Here is a 24,014-nt window from a genome sequence, read left to right as displayed (position 1 = left end):
TGGCGCGTGCGGTCATGTGCGGCAGGCGGCGTGCTCGACCATCCAGCGGCAGAGCGCGCCGTAGCCGACGCCCTGCGTCTGCGCCTGTTCGGGCAGCAGCGAGGTCGGGGTCATGCCGGGCTGGGTGTTGACCTCCAGGATTACGAGGCGGCCGGGGCCGTCGCCGCATCGCGTGTCGTCGTAGCGGAAATCGGTGCGGGTCGCGCCGGAGCAGCCCAGCGCGCGATGGGCGGCGACCGCCATTTCCAGCGCCTGGGCGAAGGCGTCAGGGTGGATCTGGGCGGGCAGGATGTGCTGCGAGCCGCCGGCCGCGTATTTGGCGGCATAATCGTAGAATTCGTGCGCCTGGGCCGGATTGGGGGTGATGTCGGTCACGGTCAGGGCGCGGTCGCCCATCACGCCTACCGTCAGTTCGCGGCCGGGGATGAATTCCTCGACCAGCGCGTGCGGGCCGTAGGTCCAGGCGGCGGCGATGGCGGCGCGGCGGTTGGAGCCCGGACGCACGATCTCGACCCCCACCGACGAGCCCTCGTTCAGCGGCTTGATGACATAGGGGGCGGCCAGCGGGTCGGCGGCGGGGAAATCGGCGATGTCGATGACCGCGCCCTCGGCTACCGGCAGGCCGGCGGCGCGGAAGACGGCGCGGGCCGCCGCCTTGTCCATCGCCGTGGCCGAGGCACGGACGCCGGAATGGGTGTAGGGGATGTTCATCCAGTCCAGCACGCCCTGGATCGCGCCGTCCTCGCCCAGGCGGCCATGCAGGGCGTTGAAGACCACGTCGGGCCGGTGGCTGCCCAGCTCCGCCACGATGGCGCCCAGGTCGGGGCCGGCATCGAGGACGCGGACCTCGTACCCTTCCTCGCGCAGCGCCGCGCTGATGCCGGCGCCGCTGGACAGGCTGACCGCGCGTTCGGCGGAGACGCCGCCGGTCAGGACCGTGACGTGCCGCGCGGGGGGGCGGATGGTCATGGCGTTTCTCCGGTCTGGGGGGCTTCGGGGCGTGTGGGGCGGCCGATGCGCTTGATTTCCCACTCCAGCAGGATGCCGGTGCGGGCCTGGACCCGCGCGCGTACCGTTTCGCCCAGCTCTTCCAGGTCGGCGGCGGTGGCGTTGCCGGTGTTGAGCATGAAATTGCAGTGTTTCTCGCTGACCTGCGCGTCGTGCAGGGCCAGGCCCCGGCAGCCGGCGGCGTCGATCAGCTCCCACGCCTTGCCGTGCTCGGGGTTGCGGAAGGTCGAGCCGCCGGTGCGGGCGCGGGTGGGCTGCGAGTCCTCGCGCGACTGGCGGATGGTTGCGATGGCCTGCCGGATTTCGGCAGGGTCGGCCGGGGTAGCGCGCAGGCGGGCCCGGGTGACGATTGCACCCGCCGGCAGGCGCGAGCGGCGGTAGCCGAAGCCCAGCGCCGGGCCGGACAGGCGCGCTGTGGTGCCGTCGCGGGTCACGATCTCGGCCCAGTCGAGGATGGTTGCCATGTCGGAGCCGTAGGCGCCGGCGTTCATCGCTACCGCGCCGCCGATGGAGCCGGGGATGCCGGCCAGGAATTCCAGTCCCTTGAGGCCGGCCGCCGCCGCGTGTTCGGCCACCACCATGTCCAGGCACGCGGCGCCCGCGACCAGCCCGTCGGGCTCGACCGCGATGTCCGCGAAGCCACCGCCCAGGCGGATCACCAGCCCGTCGATGCCGCCGTCACGCACGATGACGTTGGAGCAGGCGCCCAGCACCGTGACCGGCAGGTCGGGCGGCAGGTGGCGCAGCGCGTGCGCCAGGTCGTCGGCATCGGCGGGTTGCAGCAGCAGGTCCGCGGGGCCGCCGACGCGGAACCAGGTGCGCGGGCCCAGCGGCGCGTCCTGGCTCAGTCGTCCGCGCAGGCCGGCGAGGCCCGCGCGCACGGCGTCGGTCCATGAAGGGGCGTGGTCCGCGGTGGCCGCCATGGTCATGCCGCGCAGTCGCCCTTGCGGGCGCCGGGATTTTGCAGGGCGGCGAGCTGGGCGGGCAGGGCCTGGGCCCAGCTGGTGATGTTGCCCGCGCCGAGGCAGACGACGAAATCGCCCGGCCTGGCGATGGCGTGGACCATTTCCGCCAGATGTTCCGGATCGGGCAGCGGCACGACCGAGCGGTGCCCGCGCTCGCGCAGGCCGTCGACCAGCGCGTCGCGGGTGATGCCCTCGATCGGGGCCTCGCCGGCCGCGTAAACATCGGCCACGATCACGGTGCCGGCGTCGTTCATGCAGGTGCAGAATTCGCCGAACAGGCTTTGCAGGCGCGAATAGCGGTGGGGCTGCACGATGGCGATGACGTCGCGCGCGCCGGCCTGGCGCGCGGCCTTGAGCACGGCGGCGATTTCCACCGGATGGTGGCCGTAATCGTCGATCACGGTGATGCCGCCGGTTTCGCCCGTGCGGGTGAAGCGGCGCTTGACGCCCTTGAAGCCGGCGAAGGCCGAGCGGATGGTCGCGTCGTCGATATCCATCTCCACCGCCACGGCGATGGCGGCCAGCGCGTTCTGCACGTTGTGGTGGCCCAGCATGGGCAGGCGGAACGGCCCCGCGCGGCGGGTACGGTTGCGGTTGCGGTTGGTCACCACGACTTCGAACGTCGCGCCCAGCTTGTCGGTAATCACCTTCTCGGCCCGGATGTCGGCCTGGGGGGAGAAGCCGTAGGTGACGATCCGGTGGTCGGACAGGCGGGGGATCATCTGCTGCACCGCCGGGTGGTCGATGCACAGGACCGCGAAGCCGTAGAAGGGGATGTTGGACACGAACTGGTCGTAGGCCGCCTGCATCGCCTCGGGCGTGCCCCAATGGTCCAGATGCTCGGGGTCCATGTTCGTGACCACGGTGATGACCGAGGGCAGGCGCAGGAACGAGCCGTCGCTCTCGTCGGCCTCGACCACCATCCAGTCGCCCGAGCCCATGCGGGTGTTGGTGCCGTAGGCCTCGATGATGCCGCCATTGATCACGGTGGGGTCCAGGCGCGCGGCTTCCAGCACCGCCGCGACCAGGCTGGTCGTCGTCGTCTTGCCGTGGGTGCCGCCGACCGCGACGGACCAGCGCAGGCGCATCAGCTCGGCCAGCATCTCGGCCCGGCGTACCACCGGGATCAGGCGGGCGCGGGCGGCCACGACCTCGGGGTTGTCGCGCCTGACGGCGGTGGAGGTGACGACGACCTGGGCCTGGCCCAAGTTTGCGGCGTCGTGGCCGATGGCGACCGGGATGCCTGCCGCGCGCAGGCGCAGCACGTTGGCGCTCTCGGCGATGTCCGACCCCTGCACGGCATAGCCCAGCATGTGCAGCACCTCGGCGATGCCGGACATGCCGATGCCGCCGATCCCGACGAAATGGATGGTGCCGATGGAAAGGGGCAGGGCTCTCATGGGGTCGTCTCCGTCGTGGCGGCTGTCTGGGCGGCTGGCGTCGCTGCTGTCTGGGCGGCTGTCGGATAGGCGGGGTCGGGGCGGTGATGCAAGAGTCCTTCGACCAGATCGGCCAGGCGCCGTGCGGCGTCGGGCCGGCCGAGGGACCGGGCGGCCGCTGCCGCGTCGGCCAGACCGGTGGGGTCGGACAGCAGGGACTCCAGCCGTGTCGCCAGGGAAGGGGCGGTGAAATCGGGCTGGCGGATCATCCATGCCGCGCCTGCGGCGACCAGCGAGGCGGCGTTGGCGCCCTGTTCGTCGCTGGCGGCGATGGGCAGCGGGACCAGGATCGCCGGGCGGCCGGCATCGGTCAGTTCCGCGACCGAGGAGCCGCCGGCACGGCCGATCACCAGATGCGCCGCGCCCAGCAATTCCGGCACGTTGGCGAAGAAGGGCGAGATCTCGGCCGGGATGCCCAGGGCCGTGTAGGCGGCGCGTACGCGCTCGGCATCCTCGGCGCGGGCCTGCTGGGTGATGTGCAGGCGGGCGCGCAGGGCGGCGGGCAGGCGGCCGATGGCATCGGGCACGACGTCGCTGAACACGCGGGCCCCCAGCGAGCCGCCCCAGACCAGCAGGCGGATCGTGTCTCCGGGCGGGGTATAAGGCTGGTCGTGCAGGGCGGCGATGGTGTCGCGCACCGGCATGCCGGTCAGGGTTGTCGCGGCCCCCGCCGGCAGGCGGGCGACTACGGGGAACGAGGTGGCGATGCCGTCGGCGAAGCGGGCCAATTGGGCGTTGGCCTGGCCCAGCACGGCATTGCCTTCGTGCAGGACGATCGGCGGCCGATGGCGGCCGAGCAGGCGCGCGCCCAGCAGCGGCGGCACCGAGGGGTAGCCGCCGAAGCCGACCACCGCCGCCGCGTCCAGCCGGCGCAGGATGGCGCGGGCCTGGAGCGTGCCACGGGCCAGCGCCAGGGCCGCGCGGGCGGCGCGGGCCAGCCCATGCCCGGCGATGCCGGCGCCGGGCAGGACGAATTGTGCCCCTTGGGCGAAGATGCCGTGGTCGCGCGTGCCGGCGCGGCGGTCGGTCATCAGGGCGATCGGGTGCCCGCGTTCGGCCAGCGCGCGCGCCAGGGCCTCGGCGGGGATGAAATGGCCGCCGGTGCCGCCGGCGGCGATGACGATCGGGCGGCGGCCGCCGGAGGGGGCTTGCGTGCTCATGCGGTGGCCTTTCGTACCCGGAAGGCGGGGCGGCCGTGCGGAATCCGGCTTTCGCCCACGCGGTGGCGGGTCAGGGCCAGGACCATGCCGATGGTCAGCGCCACCGATATGGCCGACGAGCCACCATAGGACACGAACGGCAGCGTCATGCCCTTGGTCGGAATCAGGTGCAGGGTCGAGCCCATGTTGACGAAGGCCTGGAGGCCGAATCCCGTGATCAGCCCCACGGTGGCCACCACGATGAACTGGTCGTCCTCGCGCAGCAGTTTCAGCAGGGCGCGGACCACGATCAGGCAGAACACGCCGATGATGAACAGGCAGACCAGCATGCCGAATTCCTCGCCCGCGACGGCGAAGACGAAATCGGCGTGGGCGTCGGGCAGCAGGTCCTTCACCCGCCCCTCGCCGGGGCCGCGCCCCATCAGGCCGCCATTGCCGAAGGCACGCAGTGCGGTGTCGATCTGGTAATGGTCGCCGACATTGGGGTGCAGGAAGCGCTCGACGCGCGAGCGGACATGCGGAAAGGCCACGTAGGCGCCCAGGAAGGCCGCGATCATGCAGCCGGCCCCGGCGCCGACGAAGAAGATGTTCAGCCCGTCGATGAAGAGCTGGGCCATGAAGACCGTGGTGATGACGCTGAGCATGCCGATATCGGGCTGCGATTTCAGCAGCAGCAGGATGACCGCGAACAGGCCCAGCGCGATGGGCATGCCCGGCAGCAGGCGGCGGCTGCGCCGTTCGGTCAGCAGCCAGGCGGTGACGACGGCGAAGCAGGGCTTGAGGAATTCGGACGGCTGGACCGACATCATCGGCAGCGCGATCCAGCGCCGTGCGCCCTTGATCTCGATCCCGTGGACCAGGGTGAGCGCGGTTGCGGCCATGGCCAGGACGAAGCCGCCCAGCGCCAGCCGGCGGATTCCGCGCGGCGAGAGCAGGGAGGTGGCGACCACGATCAGGCCGGCCAGGGAGAGGAAGACCACCTGCTTGAGGATGAACATGTCGCGCGAGGCGCCGATGCGCGTGGCCACGGCCGGGCTGGCGGCCAGCATCAGCACGTAGCCGAAGCCGATCAGGATGCAGACGCAGGACAGCGTCACCCGGTCGACATTGCGCCACCAGCGGGCAAGGAACGAGGTATCGACGCGCGAGATGCCGACCATCAGCCCGGTTCCTCCATTGTCGCCAGCCCGTGGACGAGGTCGGCGAAATGCCGGCCGCGATGTTCGAAGCTCTTGTACTGGTCGAAGCTGGCGCAGGCGGGCGAGAGCAGGACGGTCTCGGCCCCGGTCTGCCGTGCCAGGTGCATGGCCAGCGGAACGGCGGCCTCCATCGTGCCGGCCTGCGTGTGGGGCACATTGTGCGTGGCCAGCGTTTCGGCCAGGGCGGGGGCGTCCTGCCCAATCAGCACCGCATGGGCGATGCGGGGGAAATGCGGCGCGAGATCGGCGATTCCGCCGGCCTTGGCCACCCCGCCCGCGATCCAGACCAGCCGGTCGTAGCAGCCCAGGGCGCGGGAGGCGGAATCGGCGTTCGTGGCCTTGCTGTCGTCGACGAAGAGGATGCCCGCGATGGTCGCGACCGGTTTCTGCCGGTGGGGCAGGCCGGAGAAGGTGCGCAGCGCCGGGGCGATGGCGGTGCGGGGCACGCCCAGCGCCAGGGCCATGGCCGTTGCCGCCGCCGCGTTTTCGGCATTGTGCGCGCCGGGCAGGGCGGGGGCCTCGGCCAGGTCTGCGATTATGCCTTCCGCGTCGCGCAGGATGCCGCCGGCGCCGGAGAGGTCGGCCTTGTCCGACGCGCCCGAGATCGTCACCACCCGGCCGCCGCTGGCGGACAGGTCGTCGACCATGAGCGGGACGCTGTCGCCCGGCGTGTCGCCGAAGCCCAGCACGGCCAGGTCGCCCGTCCGCTGGCTGTCGAAGATGTGCCATTTGGCGCGCAGGTAGCCCGCCATGCCGCCATGGCGGTCCAGATGGTCCGGCGTCAGGTTCAGCAGGCAGGCGGCGTCGAAATGCAGGTCCTGCAACCGTTCCAGCATGTAGGACGACATTTCCAGCACATACACGCCGTCGTCGGGCAGGCATGGCAGGGACAGCGATGCCGGGCCCAGATTGCCGCCGGCCGCGACGGGGATGCCGGCCGTGGCCAGCATGTGCGTCAGCAGGGCGGTGGTGGTCGACTTGCCGTTGGTGCCGGTGATGCCGGCGAAGCGGGCCCGCGATCCGGCGCGGCGCACGGCCTGGTACAGCAGGTCGGCGTCGGACAGGATGGGGATGCCGGCCTCGCGCGCCATCAGGGCCACGGGGTGCGGCCTGGGCAGCAGGTGGGGGATGCCGGGGGACAGTACCAGCGCATCGAGGCCGTCGAGGGATTCGAACGGGGCCACGGTGACGCCCGGGATGTCGGCCAGTGCCTGGCGGGCGTCCGCATTGTCGTCCCACGCGCGGACCGAGGCGCCCATGGCGGCCAGGGCGCGGACGGCCGGTGCGCCGTTATTGCCAAGGCCCAGCACGGCGTAGCGCCGGCCGGCGAAGAGGAGGGCGGGAAAGCGGGTCATCGGAGTTTCAGCGTGGCGAGGCCACACAGTCCCAGCACGATGGACACGATCCAGAAGCGGATGACGATCTTGGGCTCCTGCCAGCCTTTCTTTTCGAAATGATGGTGCAGGGGGGCCATCAGGAACACCCGGCGCCCGGTGCGGCGGAACCAGAAGACCTGGATGATCACCGACAGGGTTTCGACCACGAACAGGCCGCCGACGATGCACAGCACCAGCTCGTGCTTGACCGCGACCGCGACCGCGCCCAGCGCGCCGCCCAGCGAGAGCGAGCCGGTATCGCCCATGAACACCGCCGCCGGCGGGGCGTTGAACCACAGGAAGCCCAGCCCCGCCCCGACCAGGGCCGAGCAGAAGACGCACAGTTCGCCCGTGCCCGGCACCGCGTGCAGTTGCAGGTAGTCCGCGAAGACGTGGTTGCCGACCAGATAGGCGATCAGCCCGAAGACGAGGGCGGCGATGATGACCGGTACGATCGCCAGCCCATCCAGCCCGTCGGTGAAATTGACGGCGTTGCCGAAGCCGCTGATCGTGATCATGGCGAAGATCGGAAAGGCCAGGCCCAGCGGCAGCAGCCAGTCCTTCATGAACGGGAAGGCCAGGTGGTTGGCCAGGTCGGCCGGCATCAGGCTTTGCAGCCAGTAGCCGCCGATCAGCGAGATGGCGAATTCGCTGCCCAGCCGCGCGCGCTTGGAGACGCCGGCCGTGTTGCGGCGCGACAGTTTCAGGTAATCGTCGGCGAAGCCCACGGCGCCGAAGCCGAGCGTGATCAGCAGTACCGCCCAGACGAAGCCGTTGGTCAGGTCCGCCCACAGCAGGGTGGAACTGAACAGGGCGATCAGGATCAGCACGCCGCCCATCGTTGGGGTGCCGGCCTTTTCCAGGATGTGGCGTTCCGGCCCCAAGGCGCGGATCGGCTGGCCGCCGCGCTGGATGCGGCGCAGCTGCGCGATCAGCGGCTGGCCCAGCAGCAGCGAGATGACCAGTGCCGTCAGGCAGGCCGCGCCGGCGCGGAAGGTGATGTAGCGGAACAGGTTGAGCGCCGTGACATGGGCGCCCGCGTGATGCTGGACGAGATCGTAGAGCATCAGTGCGTATCCGCGCCGGCGGTGGTCAGCGCCGCGACGACGTCGCGCATGCGGCTGCCGAAGCTGCCCTTGACCAGGACGGTGTCGCCCGGCGCCAGGGCGGCCAGCACCGTGGGGGCCAGGCTGGCCGCATCGGGCGCCCATGCGCCGCGTCGAGAAGGAGGAAGCAGGTCGAAGAGATATTGCATATTGGGGCCGGAGCAGAAGACGAGGTCCGCATGTGCCAGGGCGGCGGACAGGAGGGATTCATGTTCGGCGCGCGCGAAGGCGCCGAGTTCGCGGATATCGCCCAGTACGGCCACGCGTCGGGCGGTGGCCAGCAGGTCGAGCACCGCGAGGGAGGAGCGGATGGAGAGGGTGGAGGCGTTGTAGCTTTCGTCGAGCAGCCATGCCCGGTTGCCCAGGATCGGCGCCAGCAGGCCGCGCCCGGCGCCGGGGCGGAAGGCGGTCAGTGCCGTGGCCGCCGTCGCGACATCGGCGCCCAGTGCCGCCACCGCCGCCAGGACGGTGGTGGCGTTGCGCGCCAGGTGGCGGCCGGGGGCGTTGAGGCGCACCGTGCAGGGCCGGCCGGCGATGGTGATGACGCAGTCGGTGCCGTCGGCGGCGAGGGTGAGGCCGGACAGGATGGCCGTGCTGTCGGGGGACTCGCCCGCGCGCCACAGGCGGGCGTCGGCGCGGGCGGCCCGTTCGGCGAAGATCGGCTGGCCTGCCGCGTCGTCGGGGACGATGGCGGTGCCGCCGGGCGGCAGGGCGGCGATCAGCTCCGATTTTTCGCGCGCGATGGCCTCCAGGCTGCCCATATGGCCAAGATGCGCGCCGGCGATGGTGGTGACGATCGCGATTTCGGGGCGGACCAGGGCGGCCAGCGGGGCGATTTCGCCCGGATGGTTCATGCCGACCTCGCACACGCAGAACGTGGCATCGGCCGGCAGGCGGGCCAGTGTCAGCGGCACGCCCCAATGATTGTTGTAGGACGCGGCGGCGACATGGGTGGGCCCGATGGCGCCCAGCGCCAAGCCCAGCATGTCCTTGGTCGTCGTCTTGCCCACGCTGCCGGTGACGGCGACCATGCGGCCGGCGAAGCGGGCACGGGCATGGCGGGCCAGGTCGTTCAATGCGGCCAGCGTGTCGGGCACGGACAGCACGCGCGGGTCGGCGGGATCGGTGCCGGCGGCGGGTACGTCATGGACCAGCACCGCTGCCGCGCCGCGTTCCAGTGCCGTGCGGACATGGGCGTGGCCGTCGCTGGTGTCGCCCACCAGTGCGACGAACAGGTCGCCGGGGGCCAGCGTGCGGGTGTCGATCGACACGCCCGTGACCGCCACCGGTGCGTTGCCGGCGAAGCGGCCGCCGGTCGCGGTTTCCAGTGCCTCGCGGGTCCAGAGCATCGTCATGCCGCCACCCCGGCCATCAGGCGGATCACGGACACGTCGTCGAAGGGCAGGGTGGTGGTGCCGATGGTCTGGCCCTGTTCGTGGCCCTTGCCGGCCACGACCAGCACGTCGCCGGCGCGCAGCATCGACAGGCCCTCGGCAATGGCGCGGGCGCGGTCGCCGATCTCGATCGCGCCGGGTGCGCCGGCCAGGACCTCGCGGCGGATCGCGGCCGGGTCTTCGGTGCGGGGATTGTCGTCGGTGACGATGGCGATGTCGGCGCGCCGGGCCGCTTCCTGCGCCATCAGGGGGCGCTTGCCGCGATCGCGGTCGCCGCCGGCGCCGAAGACGACGATCAGCCGGCCGGTGGCGTGCGGGCGCAGCGCGTCCAGCAGGCGGGCCAGCGCGTCGGGCGTGTGGGCGTAGTCGACATAGGCCGCCGCATTGTTGGGCAGCAGGGCCGCGCGCTCCATCCGGCCGCGCACGCCGGTCAGCGCGGGCAGCAGGGCGAGGGTCTGGGCCAGCCCGTCGGCGCCGGGCGCGGCCAGGGCGGCGGCCAGCAGGGCGTTGTCGGCCTGGAAGCGGCCGGGCAGTGCCAGGGTGATGTCTTGGATCGTGCCGCCGACTTCCAGCCGCAGGCGCTGGCCCTCGGGCAGGGGGGTGCTGTCCAGCAGGCGGATCGTGTCGCCCTGTGTGCCGACCAGCCGCAGGTCGAACCGCCGGCGGGCGGCGATGGCGCGCAGGGCGGCCAGGGTCTCGGGCTCCATGTCCGCATTCGCCGCTGCCAGCGCGCCTTCCGGCAGTAGCCGGTCGAACAGGGCCAGCTTGGCGTCGCGGTAGGCGTCGAGCGTGCCGTGGTAGTCCAGATGGTCGCGGGTCAGGTTGGTGAAGCCGGCGGCCGTCAGGTGCAGCCCGTCCAGCCGGTGCTGTTCCAGCCCGTGGGACGAGGCCTCGATCGCCACGTCGGTGATGCCGCCGCGCGCCATGGCGGCCAGCGTATCGGCCAGCCCCACACTGTCGGGCGTGGTCAGGATGGGGCCGATGGGCGGAAGCGCCACCGGGGCGATGATGCCCAGCGTGCCGATGCTGGCGGCCAGGCGGCTCTGATAGCCCCAGATCTGGCGCAGGAAATCGACGGTGCTGGTCTTGCCGTTGGTGCCGGTGACGGCGACGACCCGCCCGGGCTGCGGGCCGGCGAAGGCGGCGGCCAGCAGGGCCAGCGCGTGCCGGGGCTCTTCGGCATGGATCAGCGGGATGCCGGGTGCCGCATCGGGCGGCACGTCGGACGGGGCGACGATGGCGGCGGCGCCCGCCGCGAGCGCGGCGGGGATGAAGGCGCGGCCGTCGGCCCGCGTGCCGGGGATGGCGACGAACAGGGCGCCGGGGCGCACCTTGCGGCTGTCGGCCGTGACCAGGGCGATCGCGGGATCCGCCGCCACGGGCGCGGGCAGGCCGGCGGCGGCCAGCAGGCGGGACAGGGTGTGCGTCATCCCCGGATCTCCTGATGCACGGGCCGCTGCTGCGCGGTCTGTTCGGCCCGCGCGGCATGGAGCCGGGCGCGGGGTGACTGGGCGGCGGCCGTGTGGGCGGCCTCGCGGGCCGGCGCCTTGGGCTGGTTGCGCGGGTCGCCGGGGTCGTTGCCGGGGCCCAGCGGGCGATAGCCGCGCGGCACGGCCGGTTCCAGCGGGATCGCCATCGCGTCGTCGACCGCCTGCGGGTTGGTCGTGTTGGGGAACAGGCCCAGCATCGGGGCGACGCGGGTCACGATCTTCGACACGGTGGGGGCGGCGTTCCACGCGGCCGTGGTCCAGCCGTGGGTCTGCGGCGTGGCCTTGGGGCTGTCGAGCATGACGTAGACGGCGTAGCGCGGGGCGTTCATCGGAAAGATGCTGGTAAAGGCGGCGATGTTGACGTGCTTGAGGTAGCCGCCGTGGGGGCCGATCTTCTCGGCGGTGCCGGTCTTGCCGCCGACGAAATAGCCGGGCGATTCCGCCGTCTTGCCGGTGCCCTTGGTCACGTCCAGGCGGAGGATGCGGCGCAGGAGGGCCGAGGTTTCGGGCGAGATGACGCGTTTTGCGCCCGGCATGGCGGCGGCATCGGCCGTCTCGGCGGCGGCGGGCGTGGTCAGCACGGCCGGAGTCAGGGTGGGGGCGGCCCCTTCGGCGGCGGCCGGGGTGAGCTGGGCCGTGTCGTCCGGCTGGGCGCCGTCGCGGGCCATCAGGGTCGGGTGGAGGAGGATGCCGCCATTCACGGTGGCGGCGGTGCCGCGCACGATGGCCAGCGGGGGTTCGGCGACGCCGTGGCCGAAGCCGACGGTCATGACCGTGGAGATGCCCCAGACATGGGGCACGATCGGGCGGCCGGCTTCGGGGAGTTCGATCGGAACCGGCGCGAAGAAGCCCATGTCGCGTAGCCAGGCCTGCTGGCGCTGGGCGCCGACATCCAGCGCCATGTGGGCGGCGGCGGGGTTGGAGGAGTAGGCCATCACCTCGTTCAGCGTCAGCCACGGCGCGAAATGGTCGCTCTTCATGTCCGCGATGGTGAAGCGGCCGATATGGATCGGGATGGAGGAAAACCGGTCCCACGGATGGGCCACGCCCAGTTGCAGGGCCATGGCTGCCGTCTGGAGCTTGAAGGTCGATCCGGGCTCATACATGCCGGTGACGGCGCGGTTGAAGCGGGTGTCGGGGTCGGCGCGGCCGAAATCGTTGGCGTCGTAGTCCGGCAGGCTGACCATGGCGATGATCTCGCCGGTATTGACGTCCATCACGATGGCGCAGGCGCCGATGGCCTGGAACAGGTCCTTCGCCGCCGCCAGTTCATCGCGCACCACGGCCTGGATGCGGACGTCGAGCGACAGGCGCAGGGGCGTGCGGTCGCTGTCCAGCCGCTTTTCCATCGACCGTTCGATTCCGGCCACGCCGTGATCGTCGATATCGACCGCGCCCAGGATGTGGGCCGCGACCCGGCCCAGAGGGTAATGACGGCGCTCGCCCGGTTCGAAATAGATGCCGGGGATGCCCAGATTGTTGATCGCGACTTCCTGCATCGGCGAGATGTCGCGCGCCAGATAGACGAACTGCTTCTGCGTCGACAGCCGGCGGATGAGTTCGGCCTCGTTCAGGGACGGCAGGACGCTGCGCAGCTTGCGGGCCGTGTCCTGCGCGTCGATCATTTCCTGCGGGTTGGCGTAGACCTGGGCCACGGGCAGCGAGATGGCCAGCACCTGCCCGTTGCGGTCGGTGACCGAGGCGCGGTGGACCTGCGGCAGCGCGAAGTCGCCGGCCAGCATGCCCTTGGGGTCGCTGCGGGGAATCGGGGGAACCTGGGGGGCGATCTGCCGCTGTTCCGGTGCCATCGGCATGATGACCGTGGCCGCCGCCAGCTTCAGCGCCACGGCGCCGAACAGGGCGCAGAAGCCGCCCGACATGACGAGCAGGCGGAACTGCGTGCGTTCGCGCGCCGTGCGGGTGCGCAGGTCGTCGCCGGTGACCCGCACATCCATTCGCGCAGGCCGGGAAGGCCCGTCCCGCATATCGTCTGGTGTGTCGGTCGGGCCGTGGGTCATGTCACCTGTGGGGGGTCGTCAGTTGCTGACTGGAACGGGGGGTGGAAGCGCGCCGGAACGCGAGAAGCCGAGAGAGGAGCCTCTGCCGTATCCCCGTGCCTCCTCATAGGGCGTGGGGGGCGTCGCCGGTCTCCACGCCGCGACCGTGACCGGCAGCGGATGGACCGGCCTGGCGGCTGCGAGCCGCGGATCGGAGGCGGCCGCTGGCGGTAGCACGGGGCGCGCGGCGCGGGCAACGGAGAGTGCGGCATGGCGGTCGACATTATGCGCCAAATCGGGCGAAACCGGGGCGGCACGCGGCCGGGGGACCGTTGCATGCGCCGCGACCGGCAGAATCGCGGCCTGGGCCATCATGACCGGGCGTTCGGCCAGCCGGTCGGGGCGGGCCGGCGGCGTCGAATCGGCAACATAAAGGCGATGGGTCGTGACCATGTGCGGCGGCTCGGCGGCCGGCGGTGCCGGGGGCTGCGCCGACGCCACCTGAATCGGGGGCTGGGCGGCACGGGGCGGCGGGGCCGCGGCCGCCATCGGGGCCGGGGCCTCGGCCGGGGTATCGGCGGGGGCCGGCGCGTGGGAGGCCAGGCTGGCATCGAGATGGGCGCGGGGATCGACCGCCGCCAGCGGGCGCGAGCCGGGCGCGGGCAGGCGCTCGGCCAGCGAGGCCATCTGGATGAACTGGGTGGGCGCCATCGGGTGCATGTCGGGCAGGAAGCGCGCGGACAGGCTGCCCAGACGGTCGGGCTGGTTCAGCAGGGCCCATTCCGCGCGCAGCATCGCCGTCTGCTCGCGGATATGCTGCGTGTCGCCGACGATCTGCGCGATCTGGTGGTCCAGAAGCGTCGTCTGGTGCTTCTTGGTATACAGGAAGAACCCGGACAGGCCGGCCATCACGGCGCAAAGGACGGTGAAGGATCGCATCATGGGCGGCGCTCCGCGTGGCTGGTGTCGGATGTGTCCGGGATGGGAAGGCGTTCGATCGCGCGCAGCCGGGCGCTGCGGGCGCGGGGGTTGGCGCGGCATTCGGCGTCGCCGGGGCGCAGGGTGCGCCCGGTCAGCAGCCGGAAGCCCGGAGCCTCGTCCCGCGCCTGGATCGAGCGGGGGTCGTAGCGCGACGGGCCGGGCAGGCGGCCGGCCGCGCGGTGCATGGCCTGCTTGACCAGCCGGTCCTCCAGCGAATGGAAGGACACGACGACCAGCCGGCCGCCGGGCGCCAGCATCTCCAGCGCCTGGTCGAGGCCCGAGCGGATCTGCCCCAGCTCGTCATTGACGTGGATGCGCAGGCCCTGGAACGAGCGGGTGGCGGGATCGATGCCCGAGCGGTCGCCCGGCACCACCGAGCGGATGATCTCGGCCAGGCGGAACGTCGTCAGGATCGGGGCCTGGGCGCGGGCGGCGACGATCGCGCGGGCCACCCGGCGCGACAGCCGTTCCTCGCCATACTGATAGAGAATGTCCGCGAGGTCGGATTCGTCGGTGCGGTTCACGATGTCGGCCGCCGTGGGGCCGGTATCGCCCATCCGCATGTCCAGCGGGCCGTCGTGGCGGAACGAGAATCCGCGCGCGCCCTCGTCGATCTGGAAGGACGAGACGCCGAGGTCCAGCACCACGCCGTCCAGCGCCGGCGCGTCTCGTGCGTCGAGGAGGGCGCGCATGTCGCCGAAACCGCCTTCGACCATGTGCAGGCGGCTGGTGCCTTCGGCGGCGCGCAGTTCGGCCTGCAGGGCCTCGCCGCGGCGGATGGCGGCGGGATCGCGGTCGATGGCCCACAGGGTGCAGCGGGCAGCGGCCAGGATGGCGCGGGCATAGCCGCCGCCGCCGAACGTGCCGTCCAGATAGGTCGCGCCGTCCCTCGGGGCCAGCATCTGCAGCACCTCGGCCAGCATGACGGGGACGTGGCCGGGGGGCGGCGTGGTGGTGAGGGGCGTGGTCATGGCGTTCATGCGTCGGCTTCCGTGCGCGGGGCGGCGGGGCGGGCGCCGGGGAGTGCGACCTGGCGCGAACGGGTGCGGGCCTCTGCCCGGCGGCGTTCGGCGGCTGCGGGTTCCCAGATCTGGAAGGTCTTGCCCAAGCCCATGAAGGCCACCGTCTCGGTCAGGCCGGCATGCTCCTTCAGCGGGTCGGGCAGGATGATCCGGCCCTCGCGGTCCGCGTCCATCGGGTAGGCGTCGGCGTAGAGGGCGGCGGCCAGGTCGTCATGGTCGTCGGAAAAGATGTCCAGCCGGTCCAGCGGCTGGCTGAGCGCGGCGAAGGCGGCGGTCGGCCAGGCTTCGATGCAGGGATGCAGGTGCGAGGGGCGCAGGATCACCAGCGATTCGCCGGCGGCGGCCTGGGCGCGCAGGGCGGTGCGGAAGGCGGCCGGGATCGAGACGCGGCCCTTGGCGTCGAGGCGGTTCTGGTGGGTGCCAAGGAACACACTCACGCTATGCGATGCTCCCTTGGATGGAATGGTTCCGGACGCAGCCGTGGCCGGGCTCCGGATGGGAGCCATGCTGGGTTCACATGGGATATCATGGGATTTTATGGGACGTCAAATTAAACGCGCGGAAATTCTGGCGGAAAACCGCTGTTTTTTGAGAATTCGTCCAGTCGAGACATTGCGGGGGTGCAGTCTTCGCCCAAGTTCGGGAGAGCAATGTCAACGGCAGATGAATGTTTATGTTCTGTTCTAGTTTTGAGAAGATCAAAACGAGAACAGATATTGTTCGCAAGACTGCCGGGCGCTGTTGCGCGGCCCGGCAGGCGCTGCGGTGGAGACGCAGGGAAAATGAGGCCAGACGGTCTGTAAGCCGGGTTCTGTCCACCTTCCGAAGAAGGATAGGCGACCATTCCTCTGGGACGCGCCTTGCGGCACGCCTCACGCGACCAACCCGAACGACGGGGCGGAGGCGCCCCCGACGGTGCCGCGAGCGACCCGTCTGCCGTTCCTATTCGGTCTTGCTCCCGGTGGGGTTTGCCCTGCCGCCCGCGTTACCGCGGGCGCGGTGCGCTCTTACCGCACCGTTTCACCCTTACCCGCACCATCTCCGGCGAACCGGAATGCCGTGTGGGCGGTCTGTTTTCTGTGGCACTTTCCCTGGGGTCGCCCCCGCCGGCCGTTAGCCGGCACCGTTCCTCCGTGGAGCCCGGACTTTCCTCCATCGCATGGAAACCCACGCAACAGCGGTCGCCCGACCGTCTGGCTGGCGGAAACTGACCGCGACCCCGGGTTGCGTCAAGGGGGAATGCGCCGCATCAGGAATATGGAGAGACGACAGGAGGCGGCGCATGGACCAGTCGGCGGCACCACGGCAACGGCCCGGGCTGATGGCGCGCCTGCTGATGCGGCATCTGGCCGGGCGCGGCCGGGGCGGGCGGCATGTGGCCCGGCCCCGGACGCTCGACATGCTGCGCCGGGCGTTGGACCAGCCCTGCTTTCCGCAGGCGCTGTCGGCCCTGCCGCTGCGGCGGGTGCTGGCGCTGAGGGTGCCCGGCGCGGAGGAATTGCGGCCCGCACGGCTGTACGTCCCCCATGGGCGGGTGCGGGGCGCGGTGCTGTTTCTGCACGGGGGCGGATTCGTGCATTGCGGGCTGAATTCGCATCACGGGATCTGCTGCCGGCTGGCGCGGGAATCGGGGGCGGCGGTCCTGTCCTACGATTACCGCCTGGCGCCCGAGCATCGTTTCCCCGCCGCCGTCGAGGATTGCCTGGCGGCGCTGGACTGGCTGGCGGGGGAGGCCTGGCGCTGGGGCGGCAAGCTGGCGGTGGCCGGGGACAGCGCGGGCGGCAACCTGGCGGCGGTGCTGGCGCTGCTGGCGCGCGACCGGGGCGGGCCGGAACTGGCGATGCAGCTTCTGTATTATCCGTCGCTGTACGGTGCGCGGGACGTGCCGTCGCGGCAGCGCTATGCCGAGGGCTACATGCTGACGGCGCGGCTGATGGAGTGGTACGGCGAGCAATATGCCCGCACGCCGGAGGACCTGACGCATCCGCTGCTGGCGCCGATCTTTGCCGATTCGCTGGCCGGCCTGCCGCCGGCGGTGATCGTGCCCGCCGAGTTCGACCCGCTGCACGACGAGGCCACGGGCTATGCCGAGGCGCTGCGCGCCGCCGGGGGGCAGGCGGAAATCCGCTGCTTTCCCGGCACCATCCACGGGTATCTGAACATGTATTCGTTCATGCCCTGGGGCAAGGCGGCGATCCGCTTCGGGGGGCGGCGCCTGCGCGCGGCCTTCGCCGGCTCGGTCAGATCTGCTGGATAGACGAGAAGTCGAAATCGGTCCCCGGCGGGTTCGCGCCGATGCGGATCGTGGTGGGGGTGGGCATGGCGTAGGGCGGGACCGGCAGGTTGTACGGGGCCGGCGCGCCGATGAAGACCCGGCCGGCGAGGTCGAATTTCGAGCCGTGGCAGGGGCAGGCATAGCCGCCCGGCCAATTGGCGACCGGCGTGGTGGGGTCCGGCGCCGGGGAATAGGTCGGTACGCAGCCCAGATGGGTGCAGATTCCGACCACCACCCCATAGGCGGGTACGATCGAGCGATGCCAGTTGGCGGCGTAGGGCGGCTGTTGCAGCGCGGCCGAGGACGGGTCGCGCAGGCGGGCCGCCAGCGATGCCTGTTGCAGCCGCTCCAGCGCCTGGGGCGTGCGATGGGTGATGAAGACCGGGCTGCCGTGCCAGACCACGGTGATCTGCTGGCCCGGGGGCAGTTTCGACACGTCGACATCGACCGGCGGCCTGGCCGCGCCGGAATCGCCCGGGCGCAAGCTGTCCAGGAACGGCCACGAGAACGCCGCCACCCCCGCGCCGCCGGCCGCCAGTGTCAGCAGGGTAAGGAAATCCCGCCGCTTGCCGGTGGCCGGGCTGTCGCTGGCCGGGCTGTCGGTCGCGGAGTTGTCGGTCTCGAGGGGGCCGGTCGTTGTCATCGGGAATCTGCCGGTTCGGTCGTTAGAGCGTGGCGAAGCCTGCCTGGAAATGTGGGCTGGCGAGCGAGAACGGCCCGGCACGGGCCGCGTCCGTCGCGTGTTTCCGAGCCCCGTAGCGGAGCGGCCTGTATGGCCGTGAGCATCGGAGCACAGGAAACGCGCGCCGGATCGCCGCCAGCGCGCATTTCCAGGCAGGCTTAGTGGGGCATGGGATGGAAGGTGCCGGGCGAGCCCCAGTCGGTTTGTACCGTCTGGTCGATGCGGTTGACCTTGAGGGTGAACAGCTTGGGCAGCGTCTTGCTGTCGCCCGGGCAGGAGCCGGAATGTTTTTCCATCACGTCGAAGCGCGCGGCATCCGGCGGATCGTTGCCGTTGACGATGAACAGCAGGCAGCGGCCGGGGGTGTCGGTCATGCCGTCATGCGTCACCACGGTACGGAAATGCTCGACCAGCGCGGTGTCGTCGAACCAGTTCGCGTGGCGGAAGGTGATCTGGTCCGCCGCCTGGTCCAGCCAGCCCATGCGGGCGGCGACCGTCGCCAGCAGTACCAGCGGCACCACCATGACCACCCGGCGGATAATACGCTGGCGCATGGTCCGCCGGGGGCGGCGCGGCGGCAGTGCGGAGGATCCGGTCGCCATGGCGGAAGGTGTCCTCATGTCATGTCCTCGTGCCACGCGTGGCCGTCCTGGGCCAGCAGGGCACGGGCGGCCTCGGGGCCCCAGCTTCCGGCGGGATAGGGGGAGAGGGGGGCCTTGTCCTCGGCCCAGCCGCGCAGGATCGGGTCGATCCAGCGCCATGCCGCCTCGACTTCATCGCGCCGGATGAACAGGATCGGGTCGCCGCGCACCACGTCGAGCAGCAGGCGCTCGTAGGCATCGGGATAGCGGGTGCCGAAGGCCTTTTCGAAGGCGATGTTGATGTCGGCCTGGCGCAGGGCCAGGCTGTCGGTCGGCGTCGGGTCCTTGGTCGAGACCGACAGGGTCACGCCCTCGTCGGGCTGGATGCGGATCAGCAGCCGGTTGGCGCGCGGCTTGCCGGGGAAGATCGACCACGGCGCCGCCTTGAACTGGATGACGATCTCGCTGCATTTCTCGGCCAGGCGCTTGCCCGAGCGCAGATAGAACGGCACGTTGCCCCAGCGCCAGGAATGGATCTCGGCCCGGATGGCGACGTAGGTCTCGGTGTTGCTGGTCGCGTCCTCGCCCAGATCTTCCAGATAGCTGGGCAGGGTGTGGCCGTTGCCGTCGCGGCCGCGCGCATACTGGCCGCGCACCGTGAAGGCCCCCACGTCGTCGGGTTCGATCGGGCGCAGGGCGCGCAGCACCTTCAGCTTCTCGTTGCGCAGGCTGTCGGCCTCCAGCGAGCCGGGCGGGTCCATCGCCACCAGGCACAGTACCTGCAGCAGGTGGTTCTGGATCATGTCGCGCAGCGCGCCGGACTTGTCGTAGTACGGGCCCCGGCTTTCCACGCCCACCGTCTCGGCCGCCGTGATCTGGACGTAGTCGATCGCGTCGCTGGACCACAGGCGCTCGAACACCGGGTTGGCGAAGCGCAGGGCGATCAGGTTCTGGACCGTTTCCTTGCCCAGGTAGTGGTCGATGCGGAAGATGTGGTTTTCGGGGAAATGGCGGCCGACATGGTCGTTGATCGCGTCGGCGCTTTCCAGGTCGGTGCCGATCGGCTTTTCCAGCACCACGCGCGACTGGTCCGTGACCAGCCCGTGGCTGCTGAGATTCTCGCAGATCTGGCCGTACAGGCCGGGGGCCGTCGCCAGGTAGTAGACGCGGATGCGGTCTTCCGGCACCTCGGCCAGCAGGCTTTTCAGCGCGGGCCAGGTGCTGTCGGCTTCGGCGCCGTTGAGGCTGACATAATGCAGCAGGTCCAGGAAGCGGCGCGCGGTGGCCTGGTCGAAATCCGCCGGCTTGACGAACTCGGTCAGGGCCTTTTCGGCGCGGCCCTGATAGTCGGCGCGCGACAGGGGCGAGCGCGCGGTGCCGATGATGCGGGACTGGTCGGGGATCTGCCCGTCGCGATAGCGATAATACAGTGCCGGCAGCAGCTTGCGCATCGTCAGGTCGCCGGTGGCACCGAAGACGATATAGTCGAAAACATCAACGGGAGGGAGTTGGGGCATCGAAGACGGCCTCCTTGCATCGGATCGGAGCGTTAGGGGGGCGCGCATGGCCCCTGGGGGACCGGCACCGTTGGTATGGGGGACGACCTGCCTGCGACGGGTTTGGGCCGAGGGCCCGCGACCTGTCAAGTTGCCATTGACCGGCCGCCAACGTCACGATAAGCCCCCCGTTCCCTGACCGGTTGCGGCCCGATCCCTGATTTGGGGCGGATCGGAAGGGCGAGATTCCATTCCCATGCTGGAGGCAGGCCGTTCCATGGACGCGGAAAATTTCGGTGATGACGACAAGGCGGCGGCGGTCGGCGGGATCGCGGCGGACCGGCTGCGCAGCATTATCGAGCGCGTCGAGCGCCTGGAAGAAGAGCGCAAGGCCTTGGCCGGCGACATCAAGGACATCTTCACCGAGGCGAAATCCGCCGGGTTCGACGTGAAGGTGATCCGCCAGATCATCCGCCTGCGCAAGCAGGAGCCGGCCGAGGTGGAAGAGCAGGAGACGCTGCTCGACATCTACCGCCGCGCCCTCGGCATGTAGAAAGCTGCCGTGGAGGCCGCCCTGCCGGCGATCCGACGCGCGTTTCCTGTGCTCCGGTGCTCACGGCCATCCAGGCCGCTCCGCGCCGAGGCTCGAAAATACACGCCGGGCGCGCCGCTGTGCGGCGCTCTTGCTCGGCAGGCCGGCTTTCAAGGCAGATTTTACACTCCGCGGGCCCGGGTCCGGGGGTAGGGTCGTTCTGGGTTGTAGGCGTTCACGCGATCCTTGCGCGGGTGGTGGCTGATCTGGTCACATGCGCGGCGAGGGTCGTTCTTTCCGTGGTCGTGCGCAGATGCCGTTTCCGTTTTCCGATTGGATGCCCTGGTGGCTGCAGCTTGCCCTGCTGATCCTGGGGATGCTGTTTCTCTTCCTCTGGATGCTGGTGCCGTTCGCGGTTTTCGGCGTGAAGGGGCGGCTGGATGCGCTGGCGTTGCAGATCGAGGATCTGCAGGCGGAATTGCGCGTGCTGGCCGTTCAGCCCGAGGACCGGGTGCCGGTTTCGGCGCCGGCCCCGCGCCCCGCGCCCGCCGCGGCCCCTGTGGTCGAGCCTGTGGCCCCCGCACCGCCGCCCGCGCGCCCGCCCGGGCCCGTGGCGACCAGCGATGCCTATGTGGCGCGGCCCGAACGCCCCGTCTCGGCCCGTCCCACCCGGTTTGATCCGCCGCCCTCCGCCCCGGCCAGCGTGCGCGCCGCCCCGCCGGTCGAGCCCCCGGCCTATGCCCCGCGTGCCGCCGCGCCTGCCGCGCATGATGCCAGCCGGCCCATGCCCTGGCATGACCGGCCGGCCACGGCACCGCGCGATCCGGTCTTCGTGCCGCCCGAAGCGGCGCGTCCGCCCTCCATGCCGCCCCCGGTCGCGCCCGCCCCGCCCGGCATGGCGGACGAGCCGCCGCGACCCGCCTATCGCCCGCCCGAAGAGCGCGAGATGCGGGCGAGGCGGGATGATGAATGGGACGACCGGCCCCGGTCGGAACCCACCCTGCGCTGGCCGCCGCGCACCTGAGCGCGTGGCGCGGAGACGCGTGCCGGATTGCCACCAGCGCGCCTGCCCGTTCAGGCGGTAAGAACCAGGTCGTCGCGGTGGATCATTTCGTCGCGGCCGCGCCAGCCGAGCAGGGCTTCGATATCGTCGGACCGGTGGCCGGCGATCTGGCGGGCGTCGGCGGCGCCGTAGGCCGAGAGGCCGCGTGCGATTTCATTGCCGTCCATGTCCGTGACCAGCACCAGGTCGCCGCGTTCGAAACTGCCCTGGACCGTGCGCACGCCGGCGGGCAGCAGGGACGAACCCGCCGCCAGCGCGCGCTTGGCGCCGTCGTCGATCGCCATCTGGCCGGCCGGGGCCAGGCCGCCGGCGATCCAGCGCTTGCGGGCCGACCGCCCCTCGGGCAGCGGCAGGAACCATGAACAGCGGGCCCCGTCGCGCAGGCGCGCCAGCGGGTGCGGGTCCTTGCCCAGGGTGATCGCCATCGCGCAGCCGGCCTGGGTGGCGATGCGCGCCGCCATCAGCTTGGTACGCATGCCGCCGGAGGAATAGCCCGGCGGCGGGGCGCCGCCCATGGCCTCGATATCGGCCGTCAGGGCGGCGATGACGGGCAGGTGGCGGGCGGCGGGGTCGATCCTTGGGTCGGCGGTGTACAGCCCGTCAATGTCCGACAGCAGCACGAGCTGGTCGGCGCCCGTCATTTCCGCCACCCGGGCCGCCAGGCGGTCATTGTCGCCGAAGCGGATCTCGGTGGTGGCGATGGCGTCGTTTTCGTTGATCACGGGGACGCAGCCCAGCCCCAGCAGCGTATCGAGCGTGGCGCGGGCGTTCAGGTAGCGGCGGCGATCCTCGGTATCGCCCGGGGTCAGCAGCAATTGCGCCGCGACCAGCCCGTGCGCCGACAGCGCGTCGGTCCAGGCCTGAGCCAGGCGGATCTGCCCGACCGAGGCGGCGGCCTGTTTTTCCTCCAGCCGCAGGGTGCGGCGGGTCAGGCCCAGGCTATGCCGCGCCAGCGCGATGGCGCCGGAGGAGACGAGGATGACCTCGATACCCGCCTGCCGCAATGCGGCGACGTCCTGCGCCACGCTGTCCAGCCAGTCGGCGCGCGGGGTGGCGTTGTGCGAATCCACCACCAGCGCGCTGCCGATCTTGACGACCACGCGGCGGGCGGTGGCCAGGCCGGGCAGGTCGGCCTGGGTCACGGCGTGGGCTCGGGCCATGGGGCGGCGGGCGGCGGGGCCTCGTTGCGTTCGGCTTCGCGAATGGCCGTGACCTCGTCCTGTAGCAGCCGCAGCACGTCGTCCAGCCCCTGGCGGGTGACGCCGGACAGGGTGACGACCCTGGCGCCGCTGGCCTTTTCCAGTGCGCGGCGGCGGCTGGAAATCTGCTGCGGGGTCATGGCGTCGATCTTGTTGAGGGCGATGATCTCGGGCTTGGCGGCCAGCCCGGGATCGTAGGCTTCCAGCTCGTGACGGATGGTGCGCCAGGCCTTGACGACGTCGCCGGCCGCGCCATCGATCAGGTGCAGCAGCACCGCGCAGCGTTCGACATGGCCCAGGAAACGGTCGCCCAGGCCCGCGCCCTCATGCGCGCCGGCGATCAGGCCGGGGATGTCGGCGATGACGAATTCCTCGGACACCGACAGGCGCACGACGCCGAGCTGCGGGTGCAGGGTGGTGAAGGGGTAGTCCGCGATCTTGGGCCGCGCGGCCGAGACGACGGACAGGAAGGTGGATTTGCCCGCGTTCGGCAGGCCGACCAGCCCGACATCGGCGATCAGCTTCAGCCGCAGCCAGATCCAGCGCTCCTCGCCCGGCCAGCCCTTGTCGGCGCGGCGGGGGGCGCGGTTGGTGCTGGTCTTGTAATGCGCGTTGCCGTGCCCGCCGTCGCCGCCATGGCACAGCACGATGCGCTTGCCGGGCTCGTCGAGGTCGGCCAGCATCGTCTCGCGGTCTTCGTCGAAGATCTGGGTGCCGATGGGCACCTGGATCACGACCGGGGAGGCCGCGGCACCCGTGCGGTCCGAGCCGGCGCCGTTGCCGCCCTTGCGGGCGCGGAAATGCTGGGTGTAGCGGAAATCGATCAGCGTGTTCAGGTTGCTGGCGGCGACGAACACGATGTCGCCGCCCCGCCCGCCCTTGCCGCCGTCCGGACCGCCGAATTCGATGTATTTCTCGCGCCGGAAGGCCACGACGCCGTCGCCGCCGTCGCCGGACTTCACGTAGATCTTGGCTTGGTCGAGGAATTTCATCGTACTGGTCCGGTGGCAGCAGGTGGTCGCGGTGGGGATCATACCCCGCCATGACGC

21 protein-coding genes and 1 other RNA gene are annotated in these 24,014 nt (G+C 71.1%); 3 read left to right on the top strand and 19 right to left on the bottom strand.

Going from position 1 to position 24,014, the window contains the following annotated elements; translation table 11 throughout:
- Positions 1 to 12 precede the first annotated feature (12 nt).
- The 14 genes from HLH27_RS08205 to rnpB form a co-directional block, all read right to left on the bottom strand.
- The gene (locus HLH27_RS08205; protein WP_182949467.1) at positions 13 to 969 is read right to left on the bottom strand and encodes a D-alanine--D-alanine ligase; all 957 of its coding nucleotides are present in this window, start codon (positions 967 to 969) and stop codon (positions 13 to 15) included.
- Positions 966 to 1,937 carry a UDP-N-acetylmuramate dehydrogenase gene (gene murB / locus HLH27_RS08200; protein WP_182949465.1) on the bottom strand — a complete coding sequence of 324 codons (972 nt, stop codon included), beginning with the start codon at positions 1,935 to 1,937 and terminating at the stop codon, positions 966 to 968. Before murB ends, HLH27_RS08205 begins: the two co-directional genes overlap by 4 nt.
- The gene (gene murC / locus HLH27_RS08195; RefSeq protein ID WP_182949464.1) at positions 1,934 to 3,373 is read right to left on the bottom strand and encodes a UDP-N-acetylmuramate--L-alanine ligase; all 1,440 of its coding nucleotides are present in this window, start codon (positions 3,371 to 3,373) and stop codon (positions 1,934 to 1,936) included. Before murC ends, murB begins: the two co-directional genes overlap by 4 nt.
- Positions 3,370 to 4,572 carry an undecaprenyldiphospho-muramoylpentapeptide beta-N-acetylglucosaminyltransferase gene (murG, locus tag HLH27_RS08190; protein ID WP_182949462.1) on the bottom strand — a complete coding sequence of 401 codons (1,203 nt, stop codon included), beginning with the start codon at positions 4,570 to 4,572 and terminating at the stop codon, positions 3,370 to 3,372. The genes murC and murG overlap by 4 nt, the downstream gene beginning before the upstream one ends.
- Positions 4,569 to 5,732, bottom strand: a complete 1,164-nt coding sequence (locus HLH27_RS08185) for an FtsW/RodA/SpoVE family cell cycle protein (protein WP_182949460.1) — start codon at positions 5,730 to 5,732, stop codon at positions 4,569 to 4,571. Before HLH27_RS08185 ends, murG begins: the two co-directional genes overlap by 4 nt.
- Positions 5,732 to 7,126, bottom strand: coding sequence for a UDP-N-acetylmuramoyl-L-alanine--D-glutamate ligase (gene murD / locus HLH27_RS08180; protein WP_182949458.1), 1,395 nt, complete (start codon positions 7,124 to 7,126; stop codon positions 5,732 to 5,734). The genes HLH27_RS08185 and murD overlap by 1 nt, the downstream gene beginning before the upstream one ends.
- Entirely contained in the window at positions 7,123 to 8,214 is a 1,092-nt protein-coding gene (gene mraY, locus HLH27_RS08175; protein ID WP_182949456.1) for a phospho-N-acetylmuramoyl-pentapeptide-transferase, read from the bottom strand. The genes murD and mraY overlap by 4 nt, the downstream gene beginning before the upstream one ends.
- Complete coding sequence (locus tag HLH27_RS08170; protein ID WP_182949454.1) at positions 8,214 to 9,608, bottom strand: UDP-N-acetylmuramoyl-tripeptide--D-alanyl-D-alanine ligase; 1,395 nt, start codon at positions 9,606 to 9,608, stop codon at positions 8,214 to 8,216. Before HLH27_RS08170 ends, mraY begins: the two co-directional genes overlap by 1 nt.
- On the bottom strand, positions 9,605 to 11,077 hold the full coding sequence (locus HLH27_RS08165; protein WP_182949452.1) for a UDP-N-acetylmuramoyl-L-alanyl-D-glutamate--2,6-diaminopimelate ligase: 1,473 nt from the start codon (positions 11,075 to 11,077) through the stop codon (positions 9,605 to 9,607). The genes HLH27_RS08170 and HLH27_RS08165 overlap by 4 nt, the downstream gene beginning before the upstream one ends.
- On the bottom strand, positions 11,074 to 13,122 hold the full coding sequence (locus HLH27_RS08160; protein WP_408870820.1) for a peptidoglycan D,D-transpeptidase FtsI family protein: 2,049 nt from the start codon (positions 13,120 to 13,122) through the stop codon (positions 11,074 to 11,076). The genes HLH27_RS08165 and HLH27_RS08160 overlap by 4 nt, the downstream gene beginning before the upstream one ends.
- Before the next feature lie 51 nt (positions 13,123 to 13,173).
- Positions 13,174 to 14,076: a cell division protein FtsL gene (ftsL, locus tag HLH27_RS08155; protein ID WP_182949449.1), complete on the bottom strand. Its 903-nt coding sequence runs from the start codon at positions 14,074 to 14,076 to the stop codon at positions 13,174 to 13,176.
- A complete protein-coding gene (gene rsmH, locus HLH27_RS08150; RefSeq protein ID WP_182949447.1) occupies positions 14,073 to 15,095 on the bottom strand; it encodes a 16S rRNA (cytosine(1402)-N(4))-methyltransferase RsmH in 1,023 nt (340 codons plus the stop codon). Before rsmH ends, ftsL begins: the two co-directional genes overlap by 4 nt.
- A complete protein-coding gene (gene mraZ, locus HLH27_RS08145; RefSeq protein WP_182949445.1) occupies positions 15,092 to 15,574 on the bottom strand; it encodes a division/cell wall cluster transcriptional repressor MraZ in 483 nt (160 codons plus the stop codon). The genes rsmH and mraZ overlap by 4 nt, the downstream gene beginning before the upstream one ends.
- A 347-nt stretch (positions 15,575 to 15,921) precedes the next feature.
- Positions 15,922 to 16,334, bottom strand: an RNA gene (gene rnpB / locus HLH27_RS08140) — RNase P RNA component class A.
- Between the two features lie 85 nt (positions 16,335 to 16,419).
- Here rnpB and HLH27_RS08135 point away from each other — a divergent pair.
- The gene (locus HLH27_RS08135; RefSeq protein WP_182949444.1) at positions 16,420 to 17,394 is read left to right on the top strand and encodes an alpha/beta hydrolase; all 975 of its coding nucleotides are present in this window, start codon (positions 16,420 to 16,422) and stop codon (positions 17,392 to 17,394) included.
- Here HLH27_RS08135 and petA read toward each other — a convergent pair.
- The 3 genes from petA to zwf all read right to left on the bottom strand — a co-directional run bounded on the left by petA (position 17,378) and on the right by zwf (position 20,192).
- Positions 17,378 to 18,055 (bottom strand): ubiquinol-cytochrome c reductase iron-sulfur subunit, encoded by a 678-nt coding sequence (gene petA / locus HLH27_RS08130; protein WP_182949442.1) that lies wholly within the window; start codon positions 18,053 to 18,055, stop codon positions 17,378 to 17,380. The two genes, HLH27_RS08135 and petA, sit on opposite strands and share 17 nt — an antisense overlap.
- A 197-nt stretch (positions 18,056 to 18,252) precedes the next feature.
- Complete coding sequence (locus HLH27_RS08125; RefSeq protein ID WP_182949440.1) at positions 18,253 to 18,696, bottom strand: hypothetical protein; 444 nt, start codon at positions 18,694 to 18,696, stop codon at positions 18,253 to 18,255.
- Between the two features lie 14 nt (positions 18,697 to 18,710).
- A complete protein-coding gene (gene zwf, locus HLH27_RS08120) occupies positions 18,711 to 20,192 on the bottom strand; it encodes a glucose-6-phosphate dehydrogenase (RefSeq protein WP_182949439.1) in 1,482 nt (493 codons plus the stop codon).
- A 256-nt stretch (positions 20,193 to 20,448) separates the two neighbouring features.
- Between zwf and HLH27_RS08115 the strand changes: the two genes are divergently transcribed.
- The gene (locus HLH27_RS08115; RefSeq protein ID WP_114727655.1) at positions 20,449 to 20,724 is read left to right on the top strand and encodes a DUF2312 domain-containing protein; all 276 of its coding nucleotides are present in this window, start codon (positions 20,449 to 20,451) and stop codon (positions 20,722 to 20,724) included.
- Positions 20,725 to 21,016: 292 nt separating this feature from the next.
- Positions 21,017 to 21,727, top strand: a complete 711-nt coding sequence (locus HLH27_RS08110) for a hypothetical protein (RefSeq protein WP_182949437.1) — start codon at positions 21,017 to 21,019, stop codon at positions 21,725 to 21,727.
- A gap of 50 nt (positions 21,728 to 21,777) precedes the next feature.
- Here HLH27_RS08110 and proB read toward each other — a convergent pair whose 3' ends face one another.
- Together proB and obgE are read right to left on the bottom strand one after the other, a co-directional pair.
- Positions 21,778 to 22,908: a glutamate 5-kinase gene (proB, locus tag HLH27_RS08105; RefSeq protein ID WP_338029868.1), complete on the bottom strand. Its 1,131-nt coding sequence runs from the start codon at positions 22,906 to 22,908 to the stop codon at positions 21,778 to 21,780.
- On the bottom strand, positions 22,905 to 23,957 hold the full coding sequence (gene obgE / locus HLH27_RS08100) for a GTPase ObgE (protein ID WP_182949434.1): 1,053 nt from the start codon (positions 23,955 to 23,957) through the stop codon (positions 22,905 to 22,907). The genes proB and obgE overlap by 4 nt, the downstream gene beginning before the upstream one ends.
- Positions 23,958 to 24,014: the final 57 nt, after the last annotated feature.

It is taken from the genome of Gluconacetobacter takamatsuzukensis, from assembly GCF_014174275.1.
Classification (GTDB): domain Bacteria; phylum Pseudomonadota; class Alphaproteobacteria; order Acetobacterales; family Acetobacteraceae; genus Gluconacetobacter; species Gluconacetobacter takamatsuzukensis.
The sequence above is the reverse complement of the archived record's forward strand: the minus strand, read 5'-3'. Positions and strand labels throughout refer to the sequence as shown.